This is a genomic window from Planomicrobium stackebrandtii (assembly GCF_030814955.1).
In the GTDB taxonomy this organism is placed as follows: Bacteria; Bacillota; Bacilli; order Bacillales_A; family Planococcaceae; genus Planococcus; species Planococcus stackebrandtii.
Genome location: NZ_JAUSWB010000007.1, coordinates 73,845 through 93,529 on the forward strand (window position 1 = coordinate 73,845; position 19,685 = coordinate 93,529).

The window sequence follows — 19,685 nt, forward strand, 5'->3', positions numbered from 1 at the left end:
ATACTTTTGGAAAAATTTAAAGCAAGGTGGGCAATTATGGCTAAAGATCAAGTGAGAACAGCTGAAGATGTATTCGAAATGGTTGCGTCTTATATGAATGCCGATCATGTGAAAACGATAAAGAAGGCGTATCAAGTAGCGTACGATGCCCACATGGGACAATTCCGGAAATCGGGAGAACCGTATATTGTGCATCCGGTGCAGGTGGCTGGGATCCTGGCAGAATTGCAGATGGATCCAGCCACTGTAGCAGCGGGCTTTTTGCATGATGTTGTGGAAGATACAGAAGTCAGCCGTGAAGACATTGTCCGTGATTTTGACGAGGAAGTGGCAATGCTTGTCGACGGCGTGACCAAATTGAGCAAGATCAAGTACTTGTCCAAAGAAGAGCAGCAGGCGGAAAATCACCGCAAAATGTTTGTAGCGATGGCACAGGACATCCGTGTCATTTTGATCAAACTGGCCGACCGGCTGCACAATCTTCGGACCCTGAAATACCAATCCGTTGAGAAGCAGCGCATCAAAGCCAATGAAACGCTGGAAATCTTTGCCCCGATTGCGCACCGCCTTGGAATCAATACCATCAAATGGGAACTGGAAGATACCGCGCTGCGCTACCTAAACCCGCAGCAGTATTACCGGATCGTCAATTTGATGAAAAAGAAACGGACCGAACGGGAAGATTATTTGAATAAAGTCATGAGTGAGATCCGCACACAACTCGACGAAGTCGATATCAAGGCGGATCTTTTCGGCCGGCCAAAACATATTTACAGTATTTACCGGAAAATGGCCATACAAAACAAACAGTTCAACGAAATCTATGATTTATTGGCTGTCCGCATTACCGTTGAAAGCATCAAGGATTGCTACGCGGTACTGGGTATTATCCATTCTACGTGGAAGCCGATGCCAGGCCGTTTTAAAGATTACATCGCCATGCCAAAACAAAATCTCTACCAGTCGCTTCATACTACCGTGATCGGCCCGCAAGGCGATCCGCTTGAAGTGCAGATCCGTACCGAAGAAATGCACCGCATCGCTGAATATGGAGTCGCGGCGCATTGGGCATACAAAGAAGGCAAAACCATGGACAAGCCGAAAAGCTCAGTAGATTCACGCTTGTCCTGGTTCCGTGAAATTCTGGATTTTCAGAACGAATCGGACAATGCCGAAGAATTTATGGAATCGCTGAAATACGACCTGTTTTCCGATATGGTTTACGTCTTTTCGCCAAAAGGCGACGTCATCGAAATGCCGGCGGGCTCTTGCCCGATCGATTTTGCGTACCGCGTCCACTCGGAAATCGGCAATAAAACCATCGGCGCCAAAATAAACGGCAAGATGGCACCGCTCGATACCGAACTGCACACGGGGGACATTGTGGAAATCCTGACTTCGAAGCAGTCATTTGGCCCAAGCCGCGACTGGCTGAAAATCGCCAAGTCAACGCAGACGAAGAACAAAATCAAGCAATTTTTCAAAAAACAGCTGCGTGAAGACAATGTCCAAAAAGGCCGGGACATGATCGAAAAAGAAATCAAGTCGCAGGAATTTCCGATTAAAGAAGTTTTGACGAATGAAAACATCAAACGCGTCTGTGAAAAATTCAATTTTGCAGGGGAAGATGATATGTATGCGGCTGTCGGCTTTACCGGCATTACCGCCCAGCAGGTCGTCAACCGCCTGGCAGAAAAAATGCGCAAAAAGCGTGAGCAGGAAGAAGCGCTTGAAAAAATCACGGTCGAAATGAAATCCAACGTACCGAAAAAGCAAGCCGATTCCGGCGTCATTGTCCGAGGTATCGACAATATGATGATCCGCTTGTCGAAATGCTGCAACCCGGTGCCGGGCGACGACATTATCGGGTTTATTACCAAAGGGCGCGGGGTTTCGGTCCATCGCACCGATTGCCCGAACATCCACTCCGAGGCAAATGACCGGCTGATTCCGGTTGAATGGGAAAATGCCGGCTCGCCGGACAATAAAGCCTATCAAATTGATATTGAAGTGCAGGCTTATGACCGCACCGGTTTGATCAACGAAGTTATGCACATGGTCAGCGAAACAAAAACGACCATTACTGCGGTGAGCGGCCGTGCGGACAAAGACAAAATCGCGACCATCAACTTGTCCATCATGATTCCGCATATCTCGCATTTGAACCGTGTTGTCGAACGGATCAAATCAATTCCGGATGTCTATTCGGTCTTGCGTGTGACGAATTAAGGAGGCACTATGAGAGTAGTTCTGCAACGATCTAAAGGAGCATCGGTGACGGTCGGCGGCGACATTACCGGCGCAATCAGCTCCGGCTATGTGCTGCTTGTCGGCATCACCCATGAAGATACCGAAAGGGACGCCGATTACCTGGCCGGCAAAATTGCCCAGCTTCGCCTGTTCGAAGACGAAGAAGGCAAAATGAACCGGTCGATTCTCGATAATGGCGGCGAGATTCTTTCGATTTCCCAGTTTACCCTGTACGGCGACGTCAAAAAAGGGCGGCGGCCAAGCTTTGTTTCAGCGGCCCGCCCGGAAACGGCTGAACCGCTTTGGCATGCCTTTAACGAAGCGCTGCGCAGTCATGGTCTGGTTGTCGAAACGGGTATCTTCGGCGCCATGATGGACGTTCAGCTGATCAATGATGGGCCAGTGACGATCATGGTGGAGTCGAAATAGAAAATAGGGGAGAAGTACAGGGGGATTTGGCCTGTGCTTCTTTTTGATTTTCTTGTTTATGCAAGTTCAACAGGGAAATACGCACGTTCAACAGAAATTCCACATAAAAAAGCACGGAGAAAAATTCTCCGTGCTTTTTTATTCGCCTAATTGGGCATCGAAATAATTGATAATCCCCGTGTACAGGCCAAGTGCGGCCTGTTCGCGGAATTGATTGCTTGTCAGGACGCGCTCTTCATTGAAATTGCTGAGGAAGCCAAGTTCAACGAGGACTGCAGGCTGCTTGTTTTCACGCAGCACCAAATAATTGCCGTGCTGGACGCCGCGGTCCTTCAAGCTCAGTTTATCGCCGAGTCCTGCATTGAGAGAGTCTGCCAGCTCTTTTTGGTAATCGTGCTGGTAATAAGAAGTAAATCCGGACACGCTGCTGTCTTCAGTAGCATCATAATGAATGCTGATAAAGGCGTCGGCTCCAGCCTGGTGGCTTTCGGCAACGCGTTTGCGAAGATCAACATAGGTGTCAGACTGCCTGGTCATGACAACGTTGGCTCCTGCCGCACTTAAATGCTGCGACAAAATTTCGGATGTTTTTAAAGTCAGTTCTTTTTCTTCTGTTTTGCGGACGCCGACTGTACCGCCGTCGTTGCCGCCATGTCCCGGGTCAAGGACGATAGTGATGCCGTTTAAGGTACCTTTTCTGCGGTCGGGCGATTCGGCCTGTTCTTCTTGGTCAATTGTTTCTTCTGTAGACACGACCCATTCAGCCACAAAAGCCGTTTGGCCATCGGGCGTTGAAACCTGATACCATTCGCCTTGCTTGCCAGTTACTGTTAACTCATCACCCGCATTTGCGCGGCTGGCGACTTCAGAAGCGGTTGAAGCTTGCGTACGGAGGTTCGTTCCATCTGTCAGGATGGTGACGGACTCGTTTGCATCGTTTTCCACAGTTTCTGCTGCCTGGTCGGACAGTTGGCCGTGGAATGCATACGCCCAACCATTTTTGTCTTCCGCTAATTCGATTTCTACCCAATTGCCTTGCATAGAAACTACAGGGAAGACTTGGCCTTTATTGACCGTCTGCTGGATTTCAGAGCTGAGGTCTGGTTTCGATCGGACGTTTAATGCGCTGACGGCAATTTCAAAAGACGAGACTTTGGAAATTGGGTCTTTTTGTTCTGTGGGTTCAGCGTCGTCAGCAGGCTGTTGGGTTTCAGCCGTTGCTTGTGATTCACCGAGGCTGAGGTATTGCTTCGAGACAAATCCGCGCGTATTACGGAAGCTGATTTCAATCCAGTCGCCGGTTGTGCTGAGCACTTCCGCTTTTTCGCCGGCATTCATTTTCGTCAGCACAGCCGCGGACAGATCAGCCTGTGCACGGACGTTCAAGCCGTTGACTGAGGATACGGCTGTTTGTCCGGCAGCTGTCTGTTCTTCGCCTGCAGCTGTCGTCAGCCAAGAAGCGATCCAGCCTTCCTGGCCTTCGGCGCGGATTTCGAGCCAATCACCTTGTTTGGAAACGACAGAAACGGTTTCCCCTTGCTCCAAGTCACCAGTCAGGCTGTAAGACAAACCTGGACCGGATCGGATATTGACGGTCGAGCCGGAAATTTCGACGGTGCCGGTATCGGCCCATACATGATCTTTATCCAACAGCGGCAAGCTGCCGGCTATAAATAAAAAGAATAAAATAATTGCGATGGACCCTTTGCGTTTCATGCCATTCCCCCTAAAACAATTTCTATTCAATAATATCAAAAAAAGAACGGCTTGTGTCAAAAAGGTTGACAAGCTATCAGGGAGTTATTAAGATTGGTTTATTATACTTATATATTTGCTGACGACGAAGAAAGTAATTGCATGACTTGGCTGAAAAGAGAGGGAAAGTCTCAGGCTGTAAACTTTCCTGCAGACACCTGCGATGAATAACACTTTTGAGGCTTTTTTCTGAAAAGCGCTTGCCGCTTACTAGGAAAAGACGGAACCGGCCGTTACCCGGAATGAGAGGATGCATTTTCTTGCATCAACTAGGGTGGAACCGCGGAAGCTTATACAAGCTCTCGTCCCTTGCGTAAAGCAAGGGGCGGGAGCTTTTTTGTATGGAAAAATAGAGGAGTGAAGAGACGATGAACATTCAAGCACCCCGCGGCACATACGATGTGCTGCCTGACCAATCCGCCAAGTGGCAGGAAATTGAACAAAAAATCAACGATTTATGCAGGCTCTACCAATACAAGGAAATCCGTACACCTATTTTCGAACACACGGAATTATTCCAGCGCGGTGTCGGCGACACGACCGATATTGTTCAAAAGGAAATGTATACATTCCAGGACCGCGGCGATCGTTCGCTGACGCTGCGACCGGAAGGAACAGCTTCGGTTGTCCGTTCGTACGTGGAAAACAAACTGTTCGGCATGCCGGATCAGCCGGTGAAATTATTTTATACTGGCCCAATGTTCCGCTATGAACGTCCACAGGCTGGCCGCATGCGCCAATTTGTACAATTCGGTGTTGAAGCGATCGGTTCCAAGGATCCAGCCATCGATGCGGAAGTAATTTCACTCGCAATGGACCTTTACCGTTCTGTTGGACTTGAAAAATTGCGGTTGGTCATTAACTCACTGGGCGACACGGAAAGCCGGGTGGCGCACAAAGAAGCGTTGATCAAGCATTTTGAGCCAAGCATCAATGAATTTTGCAGCGATTGCCAAACTCGTTTGGAAAAAAATCCGTTGCGCATCCTGGATTGCAAAGTGGACCGCAACCACCCATTGATGGCGGCTGCGCCGTCACTTGCCGATTATTTGAACGCGGAATCACAGGCTTATTTTGATGAAGTGCAATCTTACCTTGCAAGCATGGACATCGACTTTGTCGTCGATCCGAATTTGGTGCGCGGCCTTGATTATTACAACCACACCGCATTTGAAATAATGAGCGATGCGGAAGGCTTTGGCGCCATCACGACTTTGGCAGGCGGTGGACGTTACAACGGCCTGGTTGAAGATCTCGGCGGACCAGAATCCCCAGGAATCGGCTTTGCAATGAGCATCGAGCGGCTGTTGCTGGCATTGGAAATGGAAAAAGTGGAAATCGGCCAATCAAATAATTTGGAAGTCTATGTAGTGGCGATGGATGAGACGACGAAGAAAAAAGCATTTTCTGTCGTACGCGACTTGCGCATGAATGGCATTTCGGCAGATATGGATTTTGCCGGCCGTAAAGTAAAAGCACAGATGAAATCTGCTGACCGCAAAGGTGCCGGATTCGTCATTGTTATCGGCGAAACGGAACTGGAAAGCGGCAATGTGGCATTGAAAGAAATGGCGACGGGTGAACAGCAGGAAATGGCATTCGAAGAACTCGCCGGGACAATACTGAAAAAGAAATCACTGGAGGAATAACTATGTCAAGAACGCATTATTGTGGGGAAGTTAACGAAACAGCAACTGGACAGCGTGTTACATTAAAAGGCTGGGTACAAAAGCGCCGGGATTTGGGCGGCTTGATTTTTGTCGATGTCCGTGATCGTTCAGGAATCGTTCAAGTGGTTTTCAATCCGGAAATTTCGAAAGAAGCAGCCGCGATCGGCGAATCGCTGCGCAACGAATTCGTGGTCCATATTGACGGACTGGTTGTAGAACGGGCAGAAGGCCAGATCAATGCAGCCATGAAAACCGGTAAAATCGAAGTGCAGGTAGACCATGCAGCCATTATCAACGCGGCAAAAAATCCGCCGTTTGCGATCGAAGACAACACTGATGTCAACGAAGACCTGCGTTTGAAATACCGTTATTTGGATCTTCGACGTCCAGCGATGTATGAAACGTTTAAAATGCGTTCAGATGTTACTAAATCGATCCGCCGCTTTTTGGATGAAGAAGGCTTTATTGAAGTGGAAACACCGATCTTAACCAAATCAACACCGGAAGGCGCACGTGATTATTTAGTGCCAAGCCGTGTCCATGATGGTGAATTTTATGCCTTGCCGCAATCGCCGCAGCTGTTCAAGCAAATGCTGATGGTATCTGGATTTGATAAATATTACCAAATTGCACGATGCTTCCGTGATGAAGATCTGCGTGCGGACCGCCAGCCGGAATTTACGCAAATCGATATGGAAATGAGCTTCCAGACAATGGAAGATATTATCGGCATGAATGAACGCTTGATGGTGCAGATGATGAAAGATGTTAAAAACATCGACATCGAGCCGACATTCCAGCGCATGAGCTATGCAGAAGCGATGGACCGTTTTGGTTCAGATAAGCCGGATGTCCGCTTTGGCTTGGAACTGGTGGATGTATCGGAACTGGTCAAAGATTCAGCGTTTAAAGTCTTTACCGGTGCCATCGAAAACGGCGGCCAAGTCAAATTGATCAATGTCAAAGGGCAGGCTGCCAATTATTCACGCAAAGACATTGATGCATTAGGCGCGTTTGCTGCCGTCTACGGAGCAAAAGGGCTGGCTTGGCTGAAAGTTGAGGAAGAAGGCGTCAAAGGCCCGATTGCTAAATTCTTTGAAGGCGACGCGGCAACTGCTTTGACCGAACGCGCACAAGCCGAAGCAGGAGACTTGCTGCTTTTCGTAGCAGATAAGAAAACCGTAGTTGCAGATGCACTTGGGGCACTTCGTTTGAAGTTCGGCAAAGAACTCGACTTGATCGACAACTCGGTTTATAAATTCCTATGGATTACTGACTGGCCGCTGCTTGAGTACGATGATAAAGAAGGCCGTTACTATGCAGCCCACCATCCATTCACGATGCCGTTTGAAGAAGACTTGGACAAATTGGCTACAGAGCCGCAGAACGTCCGCGCGCAGGCATATGACCTTGTCTTGAATGGCTATGAGCTCGGCGGGGGATCTTCCCGTATTTACCGCCGCGACATTCAGGAGCAAATGTTCGAAGTGCTCGGCTTCAGCAAAGAAGAAGCCAACGAGCAATTTGGTTTCCTTATGGAAGCTTTTGAATACGGAACACCTCCGCACGGCGGCATTGCGTTCGGCCTCGACCGTTTGGTAATGCTGCTTGCGGGGCGCACCAACTTGCGCGATACCATCGCATTCCCGAAAACTGCCAGCGCCAGCGACCTGTTGACAGACGCGCCAAGCCCGGTTTCCGGAACGCAACTTGAAGAATTGAGCCTATCCCTGAACATTCAGAATAATAAAAAAGTATCAGAGTGAAAAGCTTGTTTAAATAAAAAAGGTATGCTAACATACGTGTATAGAGAATCCTGATGTGTACGTTTTAAGCAATTCGATTTTGACCCAACATTATGTCGTCGGGAGATCACATTTCACCATGGCTAACATGCCTTAACGGGAAGTTATAAGTGGTGAAGAGATCACCCACCTGCTTTCAGCGGGTTCAAACGATGCGCACCAACAAAGACGGCACGATTGGGATTCCTAATAAAAAATCATTTTTATCCCTTCGACAATTTATTGTCGAAGGGATTTTTAATGTGTATACTTTCTATTATGCGTACTAACTTTGAAAGGCAGTGGCTTAATGTTACACCAATTCTCACGAAACGAATTAGCAGTAGGTAAAGAAGGAATTGATTTATTAAAAAATGCGACGGTCGCGATTTTGGGTATCGGAGGTGTCGGTTCGTTCGCAGCAGAAGCATGTGCACGGAGCGGAGTGGGCACCATTATCCTGGTTGACAAAGACAATGTCGACATCACCAATATCAACCGGCAGCTGGTGGCCAACTTGTCGACCGTAGGAAAGTCCAAAGCTGGTGTCATGAAAGACCGCATCGCTGACATTAACACAGAGTGCAAGGTCATTTCCCTGCATATGTTCTATACCGAAGAAACCTACGAGGAATTTTTCAGCTACAATCCGGATTACGTTATAGATGCATCGGACACCATGATCTATAAAGTGCATTTGATGGAAGAATGCTACAAGCGCGGCACCAAAATCATCGCCAGCATGGGAGCGGCCAATAAAACCGACCCAACGCGTTTTAAAATTGCGGATATTTCCAAGACACATACCGATCCGCTTGCAAAAATCATCCGCAAAAAGCTGCGCCAGGCAGGAATCTACAAAGGGATTCCTGTTGTCTTTTCGGATGAAAGCCCGATTATTGTCCGTGAAGATGTAGTGGAAAACGTCGGCAAGCCCGATGCACCAATCCGCAAAGCGCAGATGCCGCCGTCTTCGAATGCCTTTGCGCCTTCGACCGTGGGGTTGATCGCTGCGAGCTGGGTCGTCAACGATATCACTAAGTCCATTCCGATTACACGCGTACGGATGAATTAAATGCGAAGCCGGTTCAATCATGAACCGGCTTTTTTATATGTATTTAAGGAAATGAAAAAGCCATTTCCGCTGCTGGAAATGGCTGGGCAACTTATGTTTACTTTTTGTTTTTCCGGAAGCTTTTCAGCTTCTCGTAGATTCCTGCAAATTTCTTCTCTTCGCCGGCGACGATCGGTTTGTAGAACTCGGCTGATTTTACTTCTTTCGGCAAATAATCCTGATCGGCCCAACCGCCAAATGATCCGATCGGGGTGTCATGTGGGTATTTGTAGCCGCCGTGGCCAAGCTCCGCGCTGCCGGCGTAATGAGTGTCCCGCAGATGCATCGGGATGTCACCAACTTCGCCTTTATTAATAGCCGCAGTCGCCGCATCAATAGCTTTATAAGCTGAATTGGATTTTTCGGACAGGCACATCTCAGCGACAGCTTGTGCAAGGGGAATGCGTGCTTCCGGCAGCCCCAGTCGGTCAGCTGCTTGGCAAGCAGCCAACACATGGCCGCCGACTGCCGGGTTCGCAAGTCCTATGTCCTCATATGCCATCACCAGCAAGCGGCGCGTGACCGCCGTCAAGTCGCCGTTTTCCAGTAGATGCGCTAAATAATACATCGCGGCATTGACGTCGCTGCCGCGCACCGATTTTTGCAGTGCAGACAGCAAATTGAAGAAATGAGATCCTTTCTTGTCACCGAAAACACCGACACGCTTGATCATCTGCTCGATCATTTGGTCTTCAACGATATATTTGCCATCGCGTTCGTCCGAAGCAATGACAATCGATTCCAGCATCGTCAATGCTTTGCGGGCGTCGCCATTGGTGCCTTCGGCAATGCGCTCGACTTGCTTCTCGGAGATGTCAATTTCTTCGTTGCCAAGGCCGCGCTTCGGATCGGTCAATGCGGCGTTTAGGAGTTGGACGATGTCTTCGTGCGCCAGCCGCTTCAGCTGTTTGATTTCGCCGCAGCGGGAACGGATCGCCGGATTGACGTCATGAAATGGATTTTCCGTTGTCGCGCCGATAAGAACGATTGAACCGCTTTCGACATGCGGCAGCAAGGCATCCTGCTGCAATTTATTGAAGCGGTGAATTTCGTCCAGAAACAGCAGAACTTTTCCAGTCATCCGAGATTCCGTCACCACTTCCTCGACATCTTTCTTGCCTGATGTGGTAGCGTTCAAAGCGATGAATGGCAAGTTAGACGTGCCGGCAATGGCGTGGGCAATGGACGTTTTGCCAATGCCAGGCTCGCCATACAGCAGCATGGAGGGCACGTGGCCGTTGCTGATCATTTTATATAGAGCCGTATGCGGCCCGATGACATCTTTTTGTCCGACGACTTCGTCGATGGTCCGGGGGCGCATACGGAAAGCTAAAGGTTCGTTGTGCATATAAAAACTCCTTCCGTACATTCGTTCTATCAGTATAGCGTTTGAAGTTTCAAAAGTCATTGCAAGTCCATTTGGCCTGAATTATGATATACTGTTTTGAAGAATATTGGAGTTTTTTAATGTGAATCAAAGTATTTATCTTTTGCAAATGACGCCGGCCGCTTTGGGCATAGCTCCGCAGAAAGCCAAGCAAATTGCGCTTGTCTTTCTGCTTTGCTTAGCCCTTGGGCGCGCCGGCATTGTACAGTGGTTTATATTGTTTTGTAAAGGCTGTGGACTTACGAAGATATTAAGAAAAAGTACTAAATTATGAATAACTTAAACATTTCCAGCAGCAAAATTTTCGTTCAATTTATCAAACTTAGAGGTGTAATGATGAAAATATCAACCAAAGGCCGTTATGGTCTGACCATTATGATTGAACTAGGCAAGCAATACGGAGAAGGCCCGGTGCCGCTTCGCAAAATTGCGGCAGAAAACGAACTTTCCGAAGCGTATTTAGAGCAGCTTGTAGGGCCGCTCCGCAACTCGGGGCTCGTAAAAAGTGTCCGCGGAGCATACGGCGGCTATATGCTGACGCGCCATCCGAAAGAGATTTCTGCAGGAGACGTGATCCGTGTCCTTGAAGGCCCGATTCAGCCAGTGGAAGGAATCGAAGACGAAAAGCAGCCTCAGCGTGAGCTGTGGGTGCGCATCCGTGATGCGGTAAAAAATGTCCTCGACACAACCACGATCGAAGACTTGGCAAAAGCCAACAACGGCGAAACTGAAAGCTATATGTATTATATATAAGGGAGTTAATTTATTATGAAACAAATTTATTTAGATCATGCAGCAACGTCGCCAATGCACCCGGAAGTCGTGGCAACTTTTTCTGAAGCGCTTGGCACGGTGTATGGCAATCCGTCAAGCATCCATGGAACCGGCAGGGCTGCGCGAAAAGCGCTGGACGATGCACGCAAGTTTCTTGCAGCAAGCATCCACGCCGATGACAATGAACTCATTTTCACAAGCGGCGGAACAGAAGCGGATAATTTGGCGGTTTTTGGCACAGCCACTAAAAAAACAGGCAAACACATCATCACAACAGTAATCGAACACCATGCAGTACTGCACGCTTGCGCAAAGCTGGAGCGCGAAGGTTACGATGTGACGTACTTGCCAGTGGATGAAAATGGCCGCGTGCGAGCAGAAGACGTGAAAAATGCGCTGCGAGACGATACAATTCTAGTGTCTGTCATGCTCGGCAACAACGAAGTCGGTACACTTCAGCCCATCGCTGAAATTGGTGAACTGCTAAAAGAGACGGATGTCACATTCCATACCGATGCGGTTCAAGCTTACGGTGTTTTGCCGATTGATGTGGACCGCTTGAACGTCGACTTGCTGTCGGTTTCAGCCCATAAGCTGAATGGCCCGAAAGGTGTCGGGTTTTTGTACCAGCGCAAGGGGACGGCACTGACGCCTCTCTTGTATGGCGGAGAGCAGGAACGCAAGCGCCGCGCAGGCACAGAAAACGTGCCAGCTATTTCTGCGTTTGCCAAAGCTGTGGAAATTTCACTTTCGACGATGGAAGACAAAGCGTCAGCTTTCGAGCAATACAAAACAATTTTTAAATCTGCCTTGGACCAACAAGGTGTTGTCTACAAGGAAAACGGCAGTGACCAAATGCCGCATATTTTGAATCTCAGCATCCCGGGCATTGAAATCGAGTCGTTTCTGGTCAATTTGGATTTGTCGGGAATTTCAGCTTCCAGCGGCTCTGCCTGCACGGCGGGGTCGATTGATCCTTCCCATGTGCTCGTTGCGATGTATGGGGAACAGGCTGCAGAAATCCGCAACTCCATCCGATTCAGCTTCGGCATCGGATTGACGTCCGAGGATATTGAACAAGCTGCCGCGAAGACAGCGCAAATCAGCCAGCGTTTGGCGTTAAAATGAAAAGGTGAGAGATAATGACTGCAAAAGCACCACAAGATATTCGTGTTGTCGTCGGCATGTCCGGAGGGGTTGACTCTTCGGTTGCCGCTTATTTATTGAAAGAACAAGGATATGACGTCATCGGCATCTTCATGAAAAATTGGGATGACACCGACGAAAACGGCGTCTGCACGGCGACGGAAGATTATGAAGATGTCATCCGGGTATGCAACCAGATCGGCATACCGTATTACGCTGTCAATTTCGAAAAGCAATATTGGGACAAAGTATTTACGTATTTCCTGGAAGAATACAAAGCGGGACGAACGCCAAACCCGGATGTAATGTGCAACAAAGAAATCAAATTCAAAGCATTCCTTGAGCATGCGTTAAGCCTGGGTGCAGATTATTTGGCGACTGGACATTACGCACAAGTCGAGCACGCGGAAAACGGCGAAACAAAAATGCTGCGCGGCAAAGACAATAACAAAGACCAAACCTATTTCTTAAACCAATTGGATCAAAACCAATTGTCTAAAGTGATGTTCCCGATCGGCCACATGGAAAAGAAAAAAGTTCGGGAAATCGCGTTGGAAGCTGGACTTGCGACTGCGACGAAAAAAGATTCCACTGGCATTTGTTTTATTGGCGAACGCAATTTCAAAGAATTCCTTGGGCAGTACTTGCCAGCACAGCCCGGCGTGATGGAAACTTTGGAAGGCATCAAAATGGGCAGCCATGACGGCCTGATGTATTACACAATCGGACAGCGCCAAGGGCTTGGCATTGGCGGCGCCGGCGACCCGTGGTTCGTCATCGGCAAAGATTTGAAAAAGAACGTCTTGTATGTCGGGCAAAATATCCATCACGATGCTCTTTTCTCGGATAGTTTGTCTGCGGTAAACTTGAGCTTTACGTCCGATACAGCACCAGCCGGCATTTTGGAATGCACAGCGAAATTCCGCTACCGCCAGCAGGACGTCGGCGTGACTGTTGAATTTAAAGGCGATGAAGCCATTGTGACATTTGCGGAACCGGTTCGTGCCATCACACCCGGCCAGGCAGTCGTTTTTTATGACGGCGAAGAATGCCTGGGCGGCGGAACCATCGACCGCGTCTTTAAAAACGGCGCGCGTTTGGAATATGTAGGTTAATGGGAGAGACAGCGATGAATTACAATGAAATCGGCATACAGGCATTACAGGAAGGCAATACAGAAGAAGCGATCAAGGCTTTCACCCAAGCGATCGAAGAACAACCGGAAGAAGCGCTTGGCTACATCAATTTTGGCCATGTATTGACTTCAATCGATGAGATTGACCGTGCCGAGCGATTTTTCCAAAAAGCGATTGTACTGGACGAAACATCAGCTACGGCTTATTATGGCTTGGCTAATCTTTACTTCAACTCAGAGCGCTTTGCGGAAGCATTGAAACTGTACGAAAAAGCATTGCAGTATGAATTGGAAGGCGCAGATGCGCATTTCATGATCGGCAAATGTTTGGAAAAGCTGGAGCAGCCAAAGTTGGCGCTGCCTTATTTGCAGCGTGCAGTGGAATTGGATGAAGGGGATGTCCAGGCACGCTTGAGCTATGGCATCACTTTGGCATCATTGGAATTGTTCGAGCTTGCAGAACCGCAATTTCTGCAGGTGTTGGAACAGGATCCGAACCATTCGGACGCCCATTATAATTTGGGTGTTCTTTATGCGGTTTCCACAAACCGGTCAGAAGATGCCATGCATCACTTGAAACAGGCCTATACGCTTGATGAACGGAACGAAATGGCGCGCTACGCTTATGATATGATTGCAACAACACTGGAATAGCCACGTGAAAAGGAGACGACAGAAATGACCGGACAAATCGATTTATTTCAAGAAGAAAAGCAGTTTGTATTAGGGCGTCCTGTCGTCTCGATTTTTCACAATCCCCAAAATTTATTCTCCATCGCGAAAGTGAAAATACAGGAAACCAATACTCCATATACTGAAAAAGAGATCATCGTGTCGGGCTATTTTCCGATGCTGTCGCTTGAAGAGCAGTACCGTTTTACCGGAGTGGTGAAAAATCACCCGCGCTACGGTGTGCAATTCCAGGTTGAGACCTTCACCAAAGAAGTGCCCGAGACCGAACAGGGGATTATCCATTATTTGTCAAGTGATATGTTTGACGGCATTGGGCGCAAGACGGCGGAATCAATCGTCAAAAAGCTTGGAAAAGAAGCCATCAAAAAAATTCTGGAGGACCCGGATGCCCTGGACAAAGTGCCGCGTCTGTCAGATGACAAAAAAGACACGATCCGTGCAACGCTTCAAATGAACCTGGGACTCGAGCGTGTCATGATTCAATTGAATGACTGGGGCTTTGGTCCGCAGGTCGGCATGCGCATTTATCAGGCTTATCGTGAGGAAACGATTGACATCCTAACGAAAAACCCGTTCCAGCTGATCGAAGAAATCGAAGGAATCGGTTTTCAACGAGCAGATGAACTGGGATTGAAGCTCGGCATCACCGGCAGCCACCCCGACCGCATCAAAGCATCGATACTGCACATTCTCAATCAGGCTTCTCTGTCAGACGGCCATGTTTATGTTGATGCCAAAACCTTGATTCCCATGGTCAAAGAAATGCTTGAAGCGCGACAGCAGGGAGAAATCCCGATTGATGCGATTTCCAAAGCAGCCATCGAATTAAATGAAGAAGGCAAAGTCGCAGGCGAAGAAACGCGGCTTTATTTGCCATCGCTATATTATTCGGAAGTCGGCATTGCGACCAAACTGGAAACGCTGCTTGCCGAACAGGAAACCCGCACGAAGTTTCCAAGCTCAGAAGTCCGCAAAGCACTGGGAGAGGCAGAAGAGCGGCTGGGGGTCAATTATGCGGAAACGCAGGTTGATGCCATCGAAAGCAGCATCAATTCGTCTGTCATGATCCTTACCGGGGGACCAGGTACCGGGAAAACAACCGTGGTCCGCGGACTGGTGGAAATTTATGCAGAGCTGCACGGTTTGTCATTGGATCCAAAAGAATATGCCAAGAAAAAAGAGCCGTTTCCGATCATCCTTGCAGCACCGACTGGACGCGCTGCCAAACGTCTTAGCGAATCGACTGATTTGCCGGCGATGACCATTCACCGTCTGCTCGGCTTTAATGGGCAGGAAAAAGATGAAGAAACAGAAAAGGAAATCGAAGGCAAATTGATCATCATTGATGAGATGTCCATGGTCGACACGTGGCTTGCGCATCAGCTGCTAAAAGCAGTGCCTGAAGACGCCCAGCTGATTTTTGTCGGAGATCAGGACCAATTGCCGCCGGTCGGACCCGGGCAGGTTTTACGCGATCTGCTCGAATCAAAACGGATACCGACAGTAGAGTTGACCGATATTTACCGGCAGTCGTCCGGATCTTCGATCATCGAACTGGCGCACCAAATGAAAAAAGGGCAATTGCCGGAAGACATTACCGCGAAAACAGCCGACCGTTCATTTATCAAAGCAGGAATCGAGCAGATTCCGTCGGTTGTCGAAAAAGTGGTCAAAAGTGCTTTGTCAAAAGGCCATTCGATCAAAGATATCCAGGTGCTGGCGCCGATGTACAAAGGTCCGGCCGGAATAGATGCCTTAAACCGTATGATCCAGGAAATGGTCAATCCGAACCCGGACGGCAAACGCAAAGAGCTGGTGTTCGGCGATATCACCTACCGAATCGGCGACAAGATCCTGCAGCTCGTCAATCAGCCAGAAAGCAATGTCTTCAACGGCGATATGGGAGAAGTCGTAGCGATCCTTAAAGCTAAAGAGACCGTCGAAAAGCAGGACATGCTGGTGGCATCTTTTGACGGCATCGAAGTGACCTATGAACGCAGCGACTTGAACCAGCTGACGCTGGCCTACTGCTGCTCGATCCATAAATCACAGGGATCTGAATTCCCGACGGTGATTATGCCGGTGGTTCGGGGCTATATGAAAATGCTGCGGCGCAATTTGCTTTATACCGGGATCACCCGAAGCAAGGATTTTCTGATCCTCTGCGGAGATCCGAGCGTTTTCCGCTACGGCGTTGAACGGACGGACGATGCGCAGCGTATGACCACATTGAAAAACCGCCTGACAGTCGCAGCAGAACAACCGAAAACCGAGCAAGAAACCAAAGAGCAGGCCGAAGCCGTGCAAAGCGGACCTGTCAGCCTGACAAACGAAAACGTCCACGCCATACATCCGATGATCGGCATGGAAGGCATCACACCACAGAAATTCATGGAAGCTTGAGTTGCAAATAGAACTTAAGATTACAATCTTAAGAACATAAATTTGAGCTTAAGAAATCGCTCCAAGCGGTTGCTTTCCGCGGGCACGCGCTGAAATCCACTCGGTTTTAACTCCCAAGTGGATTTCTTTTTTGGGGAATAACCAAGCACCATATATGTTAAACATCCACACATTTAAAAAGTCCCACTATTGACATCACCCAAGGCTTTTTCTATAATTCAAATTAGACTGATAGATAAACACATTGATGGAGACAGTATAGAATCGCATCCGCACAGAAACAGGGCCCCAGGCTGAAAGGCCCCGACGAGATCTGATTTTAGAAAGCTACTCTGGAGTGCAGCTAATCCCTGCCGTTGAACCGCGTTAAGGTGTTCGAGAGACACGGAGCTTTATGGTCCGTGTAACTAGGGTGGTACCGCGAAATAAAGCCTTCGTCCCTTTTTTGGGATGAGGGCTTTTTATTATGCAGAGGAGGAAAAATAGATGAAGAATTTGAAAGCTGAAGACATCAGACAATTATATCTTGACTTCTTTAAAGAAAAAGGCCACGACCAGGAGCCAAGCGCGCCGCTTGTGCCTTTCGAAGACCCGTCGCTGTTGTGGATCAACAGCGGAGTGGCAACATTGAAAAAATATTTTGATGGCCGTGTTATTCCTGAAAATCCACGGATCGTCAACGCACAAAAATCAATCCGGACAAACGATATTGAAAATGTCGGCAAAACAGCACGCCACCATACATTTTTTGAAATGCTCGGCAACTTTTCGATCGGTGAATACTTCAAGACCGAAGCGATTCACTGGGCATGGGAATTCCTGACTGAAGACAAATGGATCGGCTTTGATCCCGAAAAATTATCGGTAACAATCCACCCGGAAGACGAAGAAGCTTACGGCATTTGGCTAAATGAAGTGGGTGTGCCGGCTGAACGCATTATCCGTCTCGAAGGCAACTTCTGGGACATCGGCGAAGGCCCAAGCGGACCAAACTCTGAAATCTTTTATGACCGAGGCGAAAGCTACGGCAATGACTTAAGCGACCCGGAATTATATCCGGGCGGAGAAAATGACCGTTACCTGGAAATTTGGAATTTGGTCTTTTCCCAGTTCAACCACAATCCAGATCATACCTATACACCGCTTCCAAAACAGAACATCGATACAGGAATGGGCTTGGAGCGTATGGCTTCCGTGGTCCAGGACGTACCAACCAATTACGATACTGACCTATTCGTTCCAATCATCCAAAAAACCGAAGAGATTTCCGGCAAGAAATACGGCGAAGATGCCGATATGGACATGGCTTTCAAAGTAATCGCTGACCATATCCGCACCGTGGCGTTCGCCATTGGAGACGGGGCCCTTCCATCGAATGAAGGCCGTGGCTACGTCCTGCGCCGCTTGCTGCGCCGGGCTGTCCGCTACGCGAAAAAGCTGGGCGTCGAGAAACCGTTCCTGTTCGAATTGGTTCCGGTTGTCGGAGACATCATGAAAAACTTCTATCCGGAAGTGAACGACAAGCAGGACTTTATTATCCGTGTCATGAAACTTGAAGAAGAACGTTTCCATGAAACGCTTCACGATGGCTTGGCAATTTTGTCGTCGGTCGTGGAAAAGCAAAAAGCAGCTGGACATTCGGAAATTCCGGGTGAAGATGCGTTCCGTCTGTATGACACGTATGGCTTCCCTGTGGAGCTGACGGAAGAATATGCGGAAGAAGAAGGCATGGCGATCGACCACCAAGGATTTGAAGCAGCGATGCAAGCGCAGCGTGACCGTGCAAGAAAAGCGCGCCAAAACGTCAATTCCATGCAAACCCAATCGGAAGTGCTGGGCAGCATCAAAGAAGCCAGCGAATTTATCGGCTATAGCCAAACGGTATCGGATGCCGAAATCCTGTTTATCATCAAAGACGGCGAACTGGCAGACAGCGCGCACGAAGGCGAAGAAGTGCAAGTGATCTTGAATCAAACGCCATTCTATGCAGAAAGCGGCGGGCAGATTGCTGACCGCGGAACATTGAGCAACGATTTGGTGCAAGCAGCAGTGTTGGACGTCAAAAAAGCGCCAAACGGCCAGAACCTGCATTCTGTTCGCGTTCAAACCGGCGAATTGACGAAATCGGCTGTCCATGCTCAAGTGGATGCGTCCGAACGCCGCCATACCGTGAAAAACCATACAGCAACACATTTGCTTCACCAGGCGCTTAAAGATGTATTAGGCACACACGTCAACCAGGCTGGATCGTATGTAGGGCCAGACCGTCTCCGTTTTGACTTCTCGCATTTCGGTCAGGTGACTAAAGAGGAACTTGAGACGATTGAAAAGATCGTCAACGAAAAAGTCTGGGACGGCATTGCAGTCCAAACGGGCTACCATAATCTGCAGGAAGCAAAAGAGATGGGCGCAATGGCGCTGTTCGGCGAGAAATATGGCGATGTGGTCCGTGTAGTTGAAATCGGGGGCTACTCGCTCGAGCTATGTGGCGGTGTCCACGTGGCCAATACCTCTGAAATCGGCTTGTTCAAAATTGTTTCAGAAGGCGGCATCGGAGCCGGCATCCGCAGAATTGAAGCGGTGACTGGCAAAGGCGCATACAGCACCTTAAAAGATAGCGAGCAGATTTTGGAGCAGGCTTCAGGACTTCTGAAATCGTCGCCAAAAGATATGGTCCAGAAAGTGCAGTCTGTCCAGGCAGAAATGAAATCGCTGCAGCGTGAAAACGAATCGCTGCTTGCGAAAATTTCCAATGCGCAGTCTGCCGGCATTTTGGATAGTGCACAAAAAGTTGGCGACATTACGGTTCTGTCTGTAAAAGTGGAAGCAAAAGACAATAACCAGCTGCGCCAAATGATGGATGATTTGAAAACGAAAATTGATAAGGCCGTTATTGTTCTCGGTGCTACAGACGGAGACAAGGTCATGCTGGCTGCAGGCGTCACGAAAGATTTGGCCGGAGGCAGCTACCATGCTGGACAAATTGTCAAACACGTTGCAGAACTATGCGGCGGAAAAGGCGGCGGCCGTCCGGACATGGCGATGGCGGGTGCAAAAGATGCCGATAAATTGGAATCAGCACTCGAATCGGTTTACAGCTTAGTGAAATAGGTTTAATAAATCTGAGCTATCGGTTATAATGAAA

13 protein-coding genes, 1 other RNA gene and 2 other annotated features are annotated in these 19,685 nt (G+C 48.7%); of the genes, 12 read left to right on the forward strand and 2 right to left on the reverse strand.

The genetic code is table 11. The features are described from left to right. Nucleotides 1-36 precede the first annotated feature (36 nt). On the forward strand, nucleotides 37-2,229 hold the full coding sequence (locus tag QOZ98_RS13770; RefSeq protein ID WP_308787994.1) for a RelA/SpoT family protein: 2,193 nt from the start codon (nucleotides 37-39) through the stop codon (nucleotides 2,227-2,229). Nucleotides 2,230-2,238: 9 nt separating this feature from the next. Beyond that, complete coding sequence (gene dtd, locus QOZ98_RS13775) at nucleotides 2,239-2,679, forward strand: D-aminoacyl-tRNA deacylase (RefSeq protein WP_308787995.1); 441 nt, start codon at nucleotides 2,239-2,241, stop codon at nucleotides 2,677-2,679. Nucleotides 2,680-2,817: 138 nt separating this feature from the next. Here the strand turns inward: dtd and QOZ98_RS13780 are convergent, their stop codons facing one another. Continuing rightward, nucleotides 2,818-4,395, reverse strand: coding sequence for an SH3 domain-containing protein (locus QOZ98_RS13780; protein WP_308787996.1), 1,578 nt, complete (start codon nucleotides 4,393-4,395; stop codon nucleotides 2,818-2,820). Between the two features lie 112 nt (nucleotides 4,396-4,507). After that, nucleotides 4,508-4,747 (forward strand) — a binding site (T-box leader). 55 nt (nucleotides 4,748-4,802) lie between these two features. Here QOZ98_RS13780 and hisS point away from each other — a divergent pair. The 4 genes from hisS (at nucleotide 4,803) to QOZ98_RS13800 (ending at nucleotide 8,963) form a co-directional block, all read left to right on the forward strand. After that, on the forward strand, nucleotides 4,803-6,083 hold the full coding sequence (gene hisS, locus QOZ98_RS13785) for a histidine--tRNA ligase (protein WP_308787997.1): 1,281 nt from the start codon (nucleotides 4,803-4,805) through the stop codon (nucleotides 6,081-6,083). Between the two features lie 2 nt (nucleotides 6,084-6,085). Continuing rightward, complete coding sequence (aspS, locus tag QOZ98_RS13790; protein ID WP_308787998.1) at nucleotides 6,086-7,870, forward strand: aspartate--tRNA ligase; 1,785 nt, start codon at nucleotides 6,086-6,088, stop codon at nucleotides 7,868-7,870. Between the two features lie 44 nt (nucleotides 7,871-7,914). Continuing rightward, nucleotides 7,915-8,097: non-coding RNA, 6S RNA (gene ssrS / locus QOZ98_RS13795), on the forward strand. 101 nt (nucleotides 8,098-8,198) lie between these two features. Further along, on the forward strand, nucleotides 8,199-8,963 hold the full coding sequence (locus tag QOZ98_RS13800; protein WP_308787999.1) for a tRNA threonylcarbamoyladenosine dehydratase: 765 nt from the start codon (nucleotides 8,199-8,201) through the stop codon (nucleotides 8,961-8,963). Between the two features lie 97 nt (nucleotides 8,964-9,060). Here the strand turns inward: QOZ98_RS13800 and QOZ98_RS13805 are convergent, their stop codons facing one another. Then, on the reverse strand, nucleotides 9,061-10,350 hold the full coding sequence (locus tag QOZ98_RS13805; RefSeq protein ID WP_308788000.1) for a replication-associated recombination protein A: 1,290 nt from the start codon (nucleotides 10,348-10,350) through the stop codon (nucleotides 9,061-9,063). A 375-nt stretch (nucleotides 10,351-10,725) separates the two neighbouring features. Between QOZ98_RS13805 and cymR the strand changes: the two genes are divergently transcribed. The 6 genes from cymR (at nucleotide 10,726) to alaS (ending at nucleotide 19,651) form a co-directional block, all read left to right on the forward strand. Then, complete coding sequence (cymR, locus tag QOZ98_RS13810; RefSeq protein ID WP_142827750.1) at nucleotides 10,726-11,142, forward strand: cysteine metabolism transcriptional regulator CymR; 417 nt, start codon at nucleotides 10,726-10,728, stop codon at nucleotides 11,140-11,142. A 15-nt stretch (nucleotides 11,143-11,157) separates the two neighbouring features. Further along, the gene (locus tag QOZ98_RS13815) at nucleotides 11,158-12,291 is read left to right on the forward strand and encodes a cysteine desulfurase family protein (protein ID WP_185960037.1); all 1,134 of its coding nucleotides are present in this window, start codon (nucleotides 11,158-11,160) and stop codon (nucleotides 12,289-12,291) included. A gap of 14 nt (nucleotides 12,292-12,305) precedes the next feature. After that, a complete protein-coding gene (mnmA, locus tag QOZ98_RS13820) occupies nucleotides 12,306-13,424 on the forward strand; it encodes a tRNA 2-thiouridine(34) synthase MnmA (protein WP_308788001.1) in 1,119 nt (372 codons plus the stop codon). A 14-nt stretch (nucleotides 13,425-13,438) separates the two neighbouring features. After that, nucleotides 13,439-14,098, forward strand: coding sequence for a tetratricopeptide repeat protein (locus tag QOZ98_RS13825; protein ID WP_308788002.1), 660 nt, complete (start codon nucleotides 13,439-13,441; stop codon nucleotides 14,096-14,098). A gap of 24 nt (nucleotides 14,099-14,122) precedes the next feature. Beyond that, nucleotides 14,123-16,540 carry an SF1B family DNA helicase RecD2 gene (gene recD2, locus QOZ98_RS13830; protein ID WP_308788003.1) on the forward strand — a complete coding sequence of 806 codons (2,418 nt, stop codon included), beginning with the start codon at nucleotides 14,123-14,125 and terminating at the stop codon, nucleotides 16,538-16,540. A 235-nt stretch (nucleotides 16,541-16,775) separates the two neighbouring features. Beyond that, nucleotides 16,776-16,985, forward strand: a binding site (T-box leader). Nucleotides 16,986-17,026: 41 nt separating this feature from the next. Beyond that, complete coding sequence (alaS, locus tag QOZ98_RS13835) at nucleotides 17,027-19,651, forward strand: alanine--tRNA ligase (protein ID WP_308788004.1); 2,625 nt, start codon at nucleotides 17,027-17,029, stop codon at nucleotides 19,649-19,651. Nucleotides 19,652-19,685 lie beyond the last annotated feature (34 nt).

What these genes read in the sequence shown, in the direction of transcription:
- QOZ98_RS13770 (WP_308787994.1), top strand. Translation starts at nt 37, where the DNA reads ATGGCTAAAGATCAAGTGAGAACAGCTGAAGATGTATTCGAAATGGTT.
- dtd (WP_308787995.1), top strand. Translation starts at nt 2,239, where the DNA reads ATGAGAGTAGTTCTGCAACGATCTAAAGGAGCATCGGTGACGGTCGGC.
- QOZ98_RS13780 (WP_308787996.1), bottom strand. Translation starts at nt 4,395, where the DNA reads ATGAAACGCAAAGGGTCCATCGCAATTATTTTATTCTTTTTATTTATA.
- hisS (WP_308787997.1), top strand. Translation starts at nt 4,803, where the DNA reads ATGAACATTCAAGCACCCCGCGGCACATACGATGTGCTGCCTGACCAA.
- aspS (WP_308787998.1), top strand. Translation starts at nt 6,086, where the DNA reads ATGTCAAGAACGCATTATTGTGGGGAAGTTAACGAAACAGCAACTGGA.
- QOZ98_RS13800 (WP_308787999.1), top strand. Translation starts at nt 8,199, where the DNA reads ATGTTACACCAATTCTCACGAAACGAATTAGCAGTAGGTAAAGAAGGA.
- QOZ98_RS13805 (WP_308788000.1), bottom strand. Translation starts at nt 10,350, where the DNA reads ATGCACAACGAACCTTTAGCTTTCCGTATGCGCCCCCGGACCATCGAC.
- cymR (WP_142827750.1), top strand. Translation starts at nt 10,726, where the DNA reads ATGAAAATATCAACCAAAGGCCGTTATGGTCTGACCATTATGATTGAA.
- QOZ98_RS13815 (WP_185960037.1), top strand. Translation starts at nt 11,158, where the DNA reads ATGAAACAAATTTATTTAGATCATGCAGCAACGTCGCCAATGCACCCG.
- mnmA (WP_308788001.1), top strand. Translation starts at nt 12,306, where the DNA reads ATGACTGCAAAAGCACCACAAGATATTCGTGTTGTCGTCGGCATGTCC.
- QOZ98_RS13825 (WP_308788002.1), top strand. Translation starts at nt 13,439, where the DNA reads ATGAATTACAATGAAATCGGCATACAGGCATTACAGGAAGGCAATACA.
- recD2 (WP_308788003.1), top strand. Translation starts at nt 14,123, where the DNA reads ATGACCGGACAAATCGATTTATTTCAAGAAGAAAAGCAGTTTGTATTA.
- alaS (WP_308788004.1), top strand. Translation starts at nt 17,027, where the DNA reads ATGAAGAATTTGAAAGCTGAAGACATCAGACAATTATATCTTGACTTC.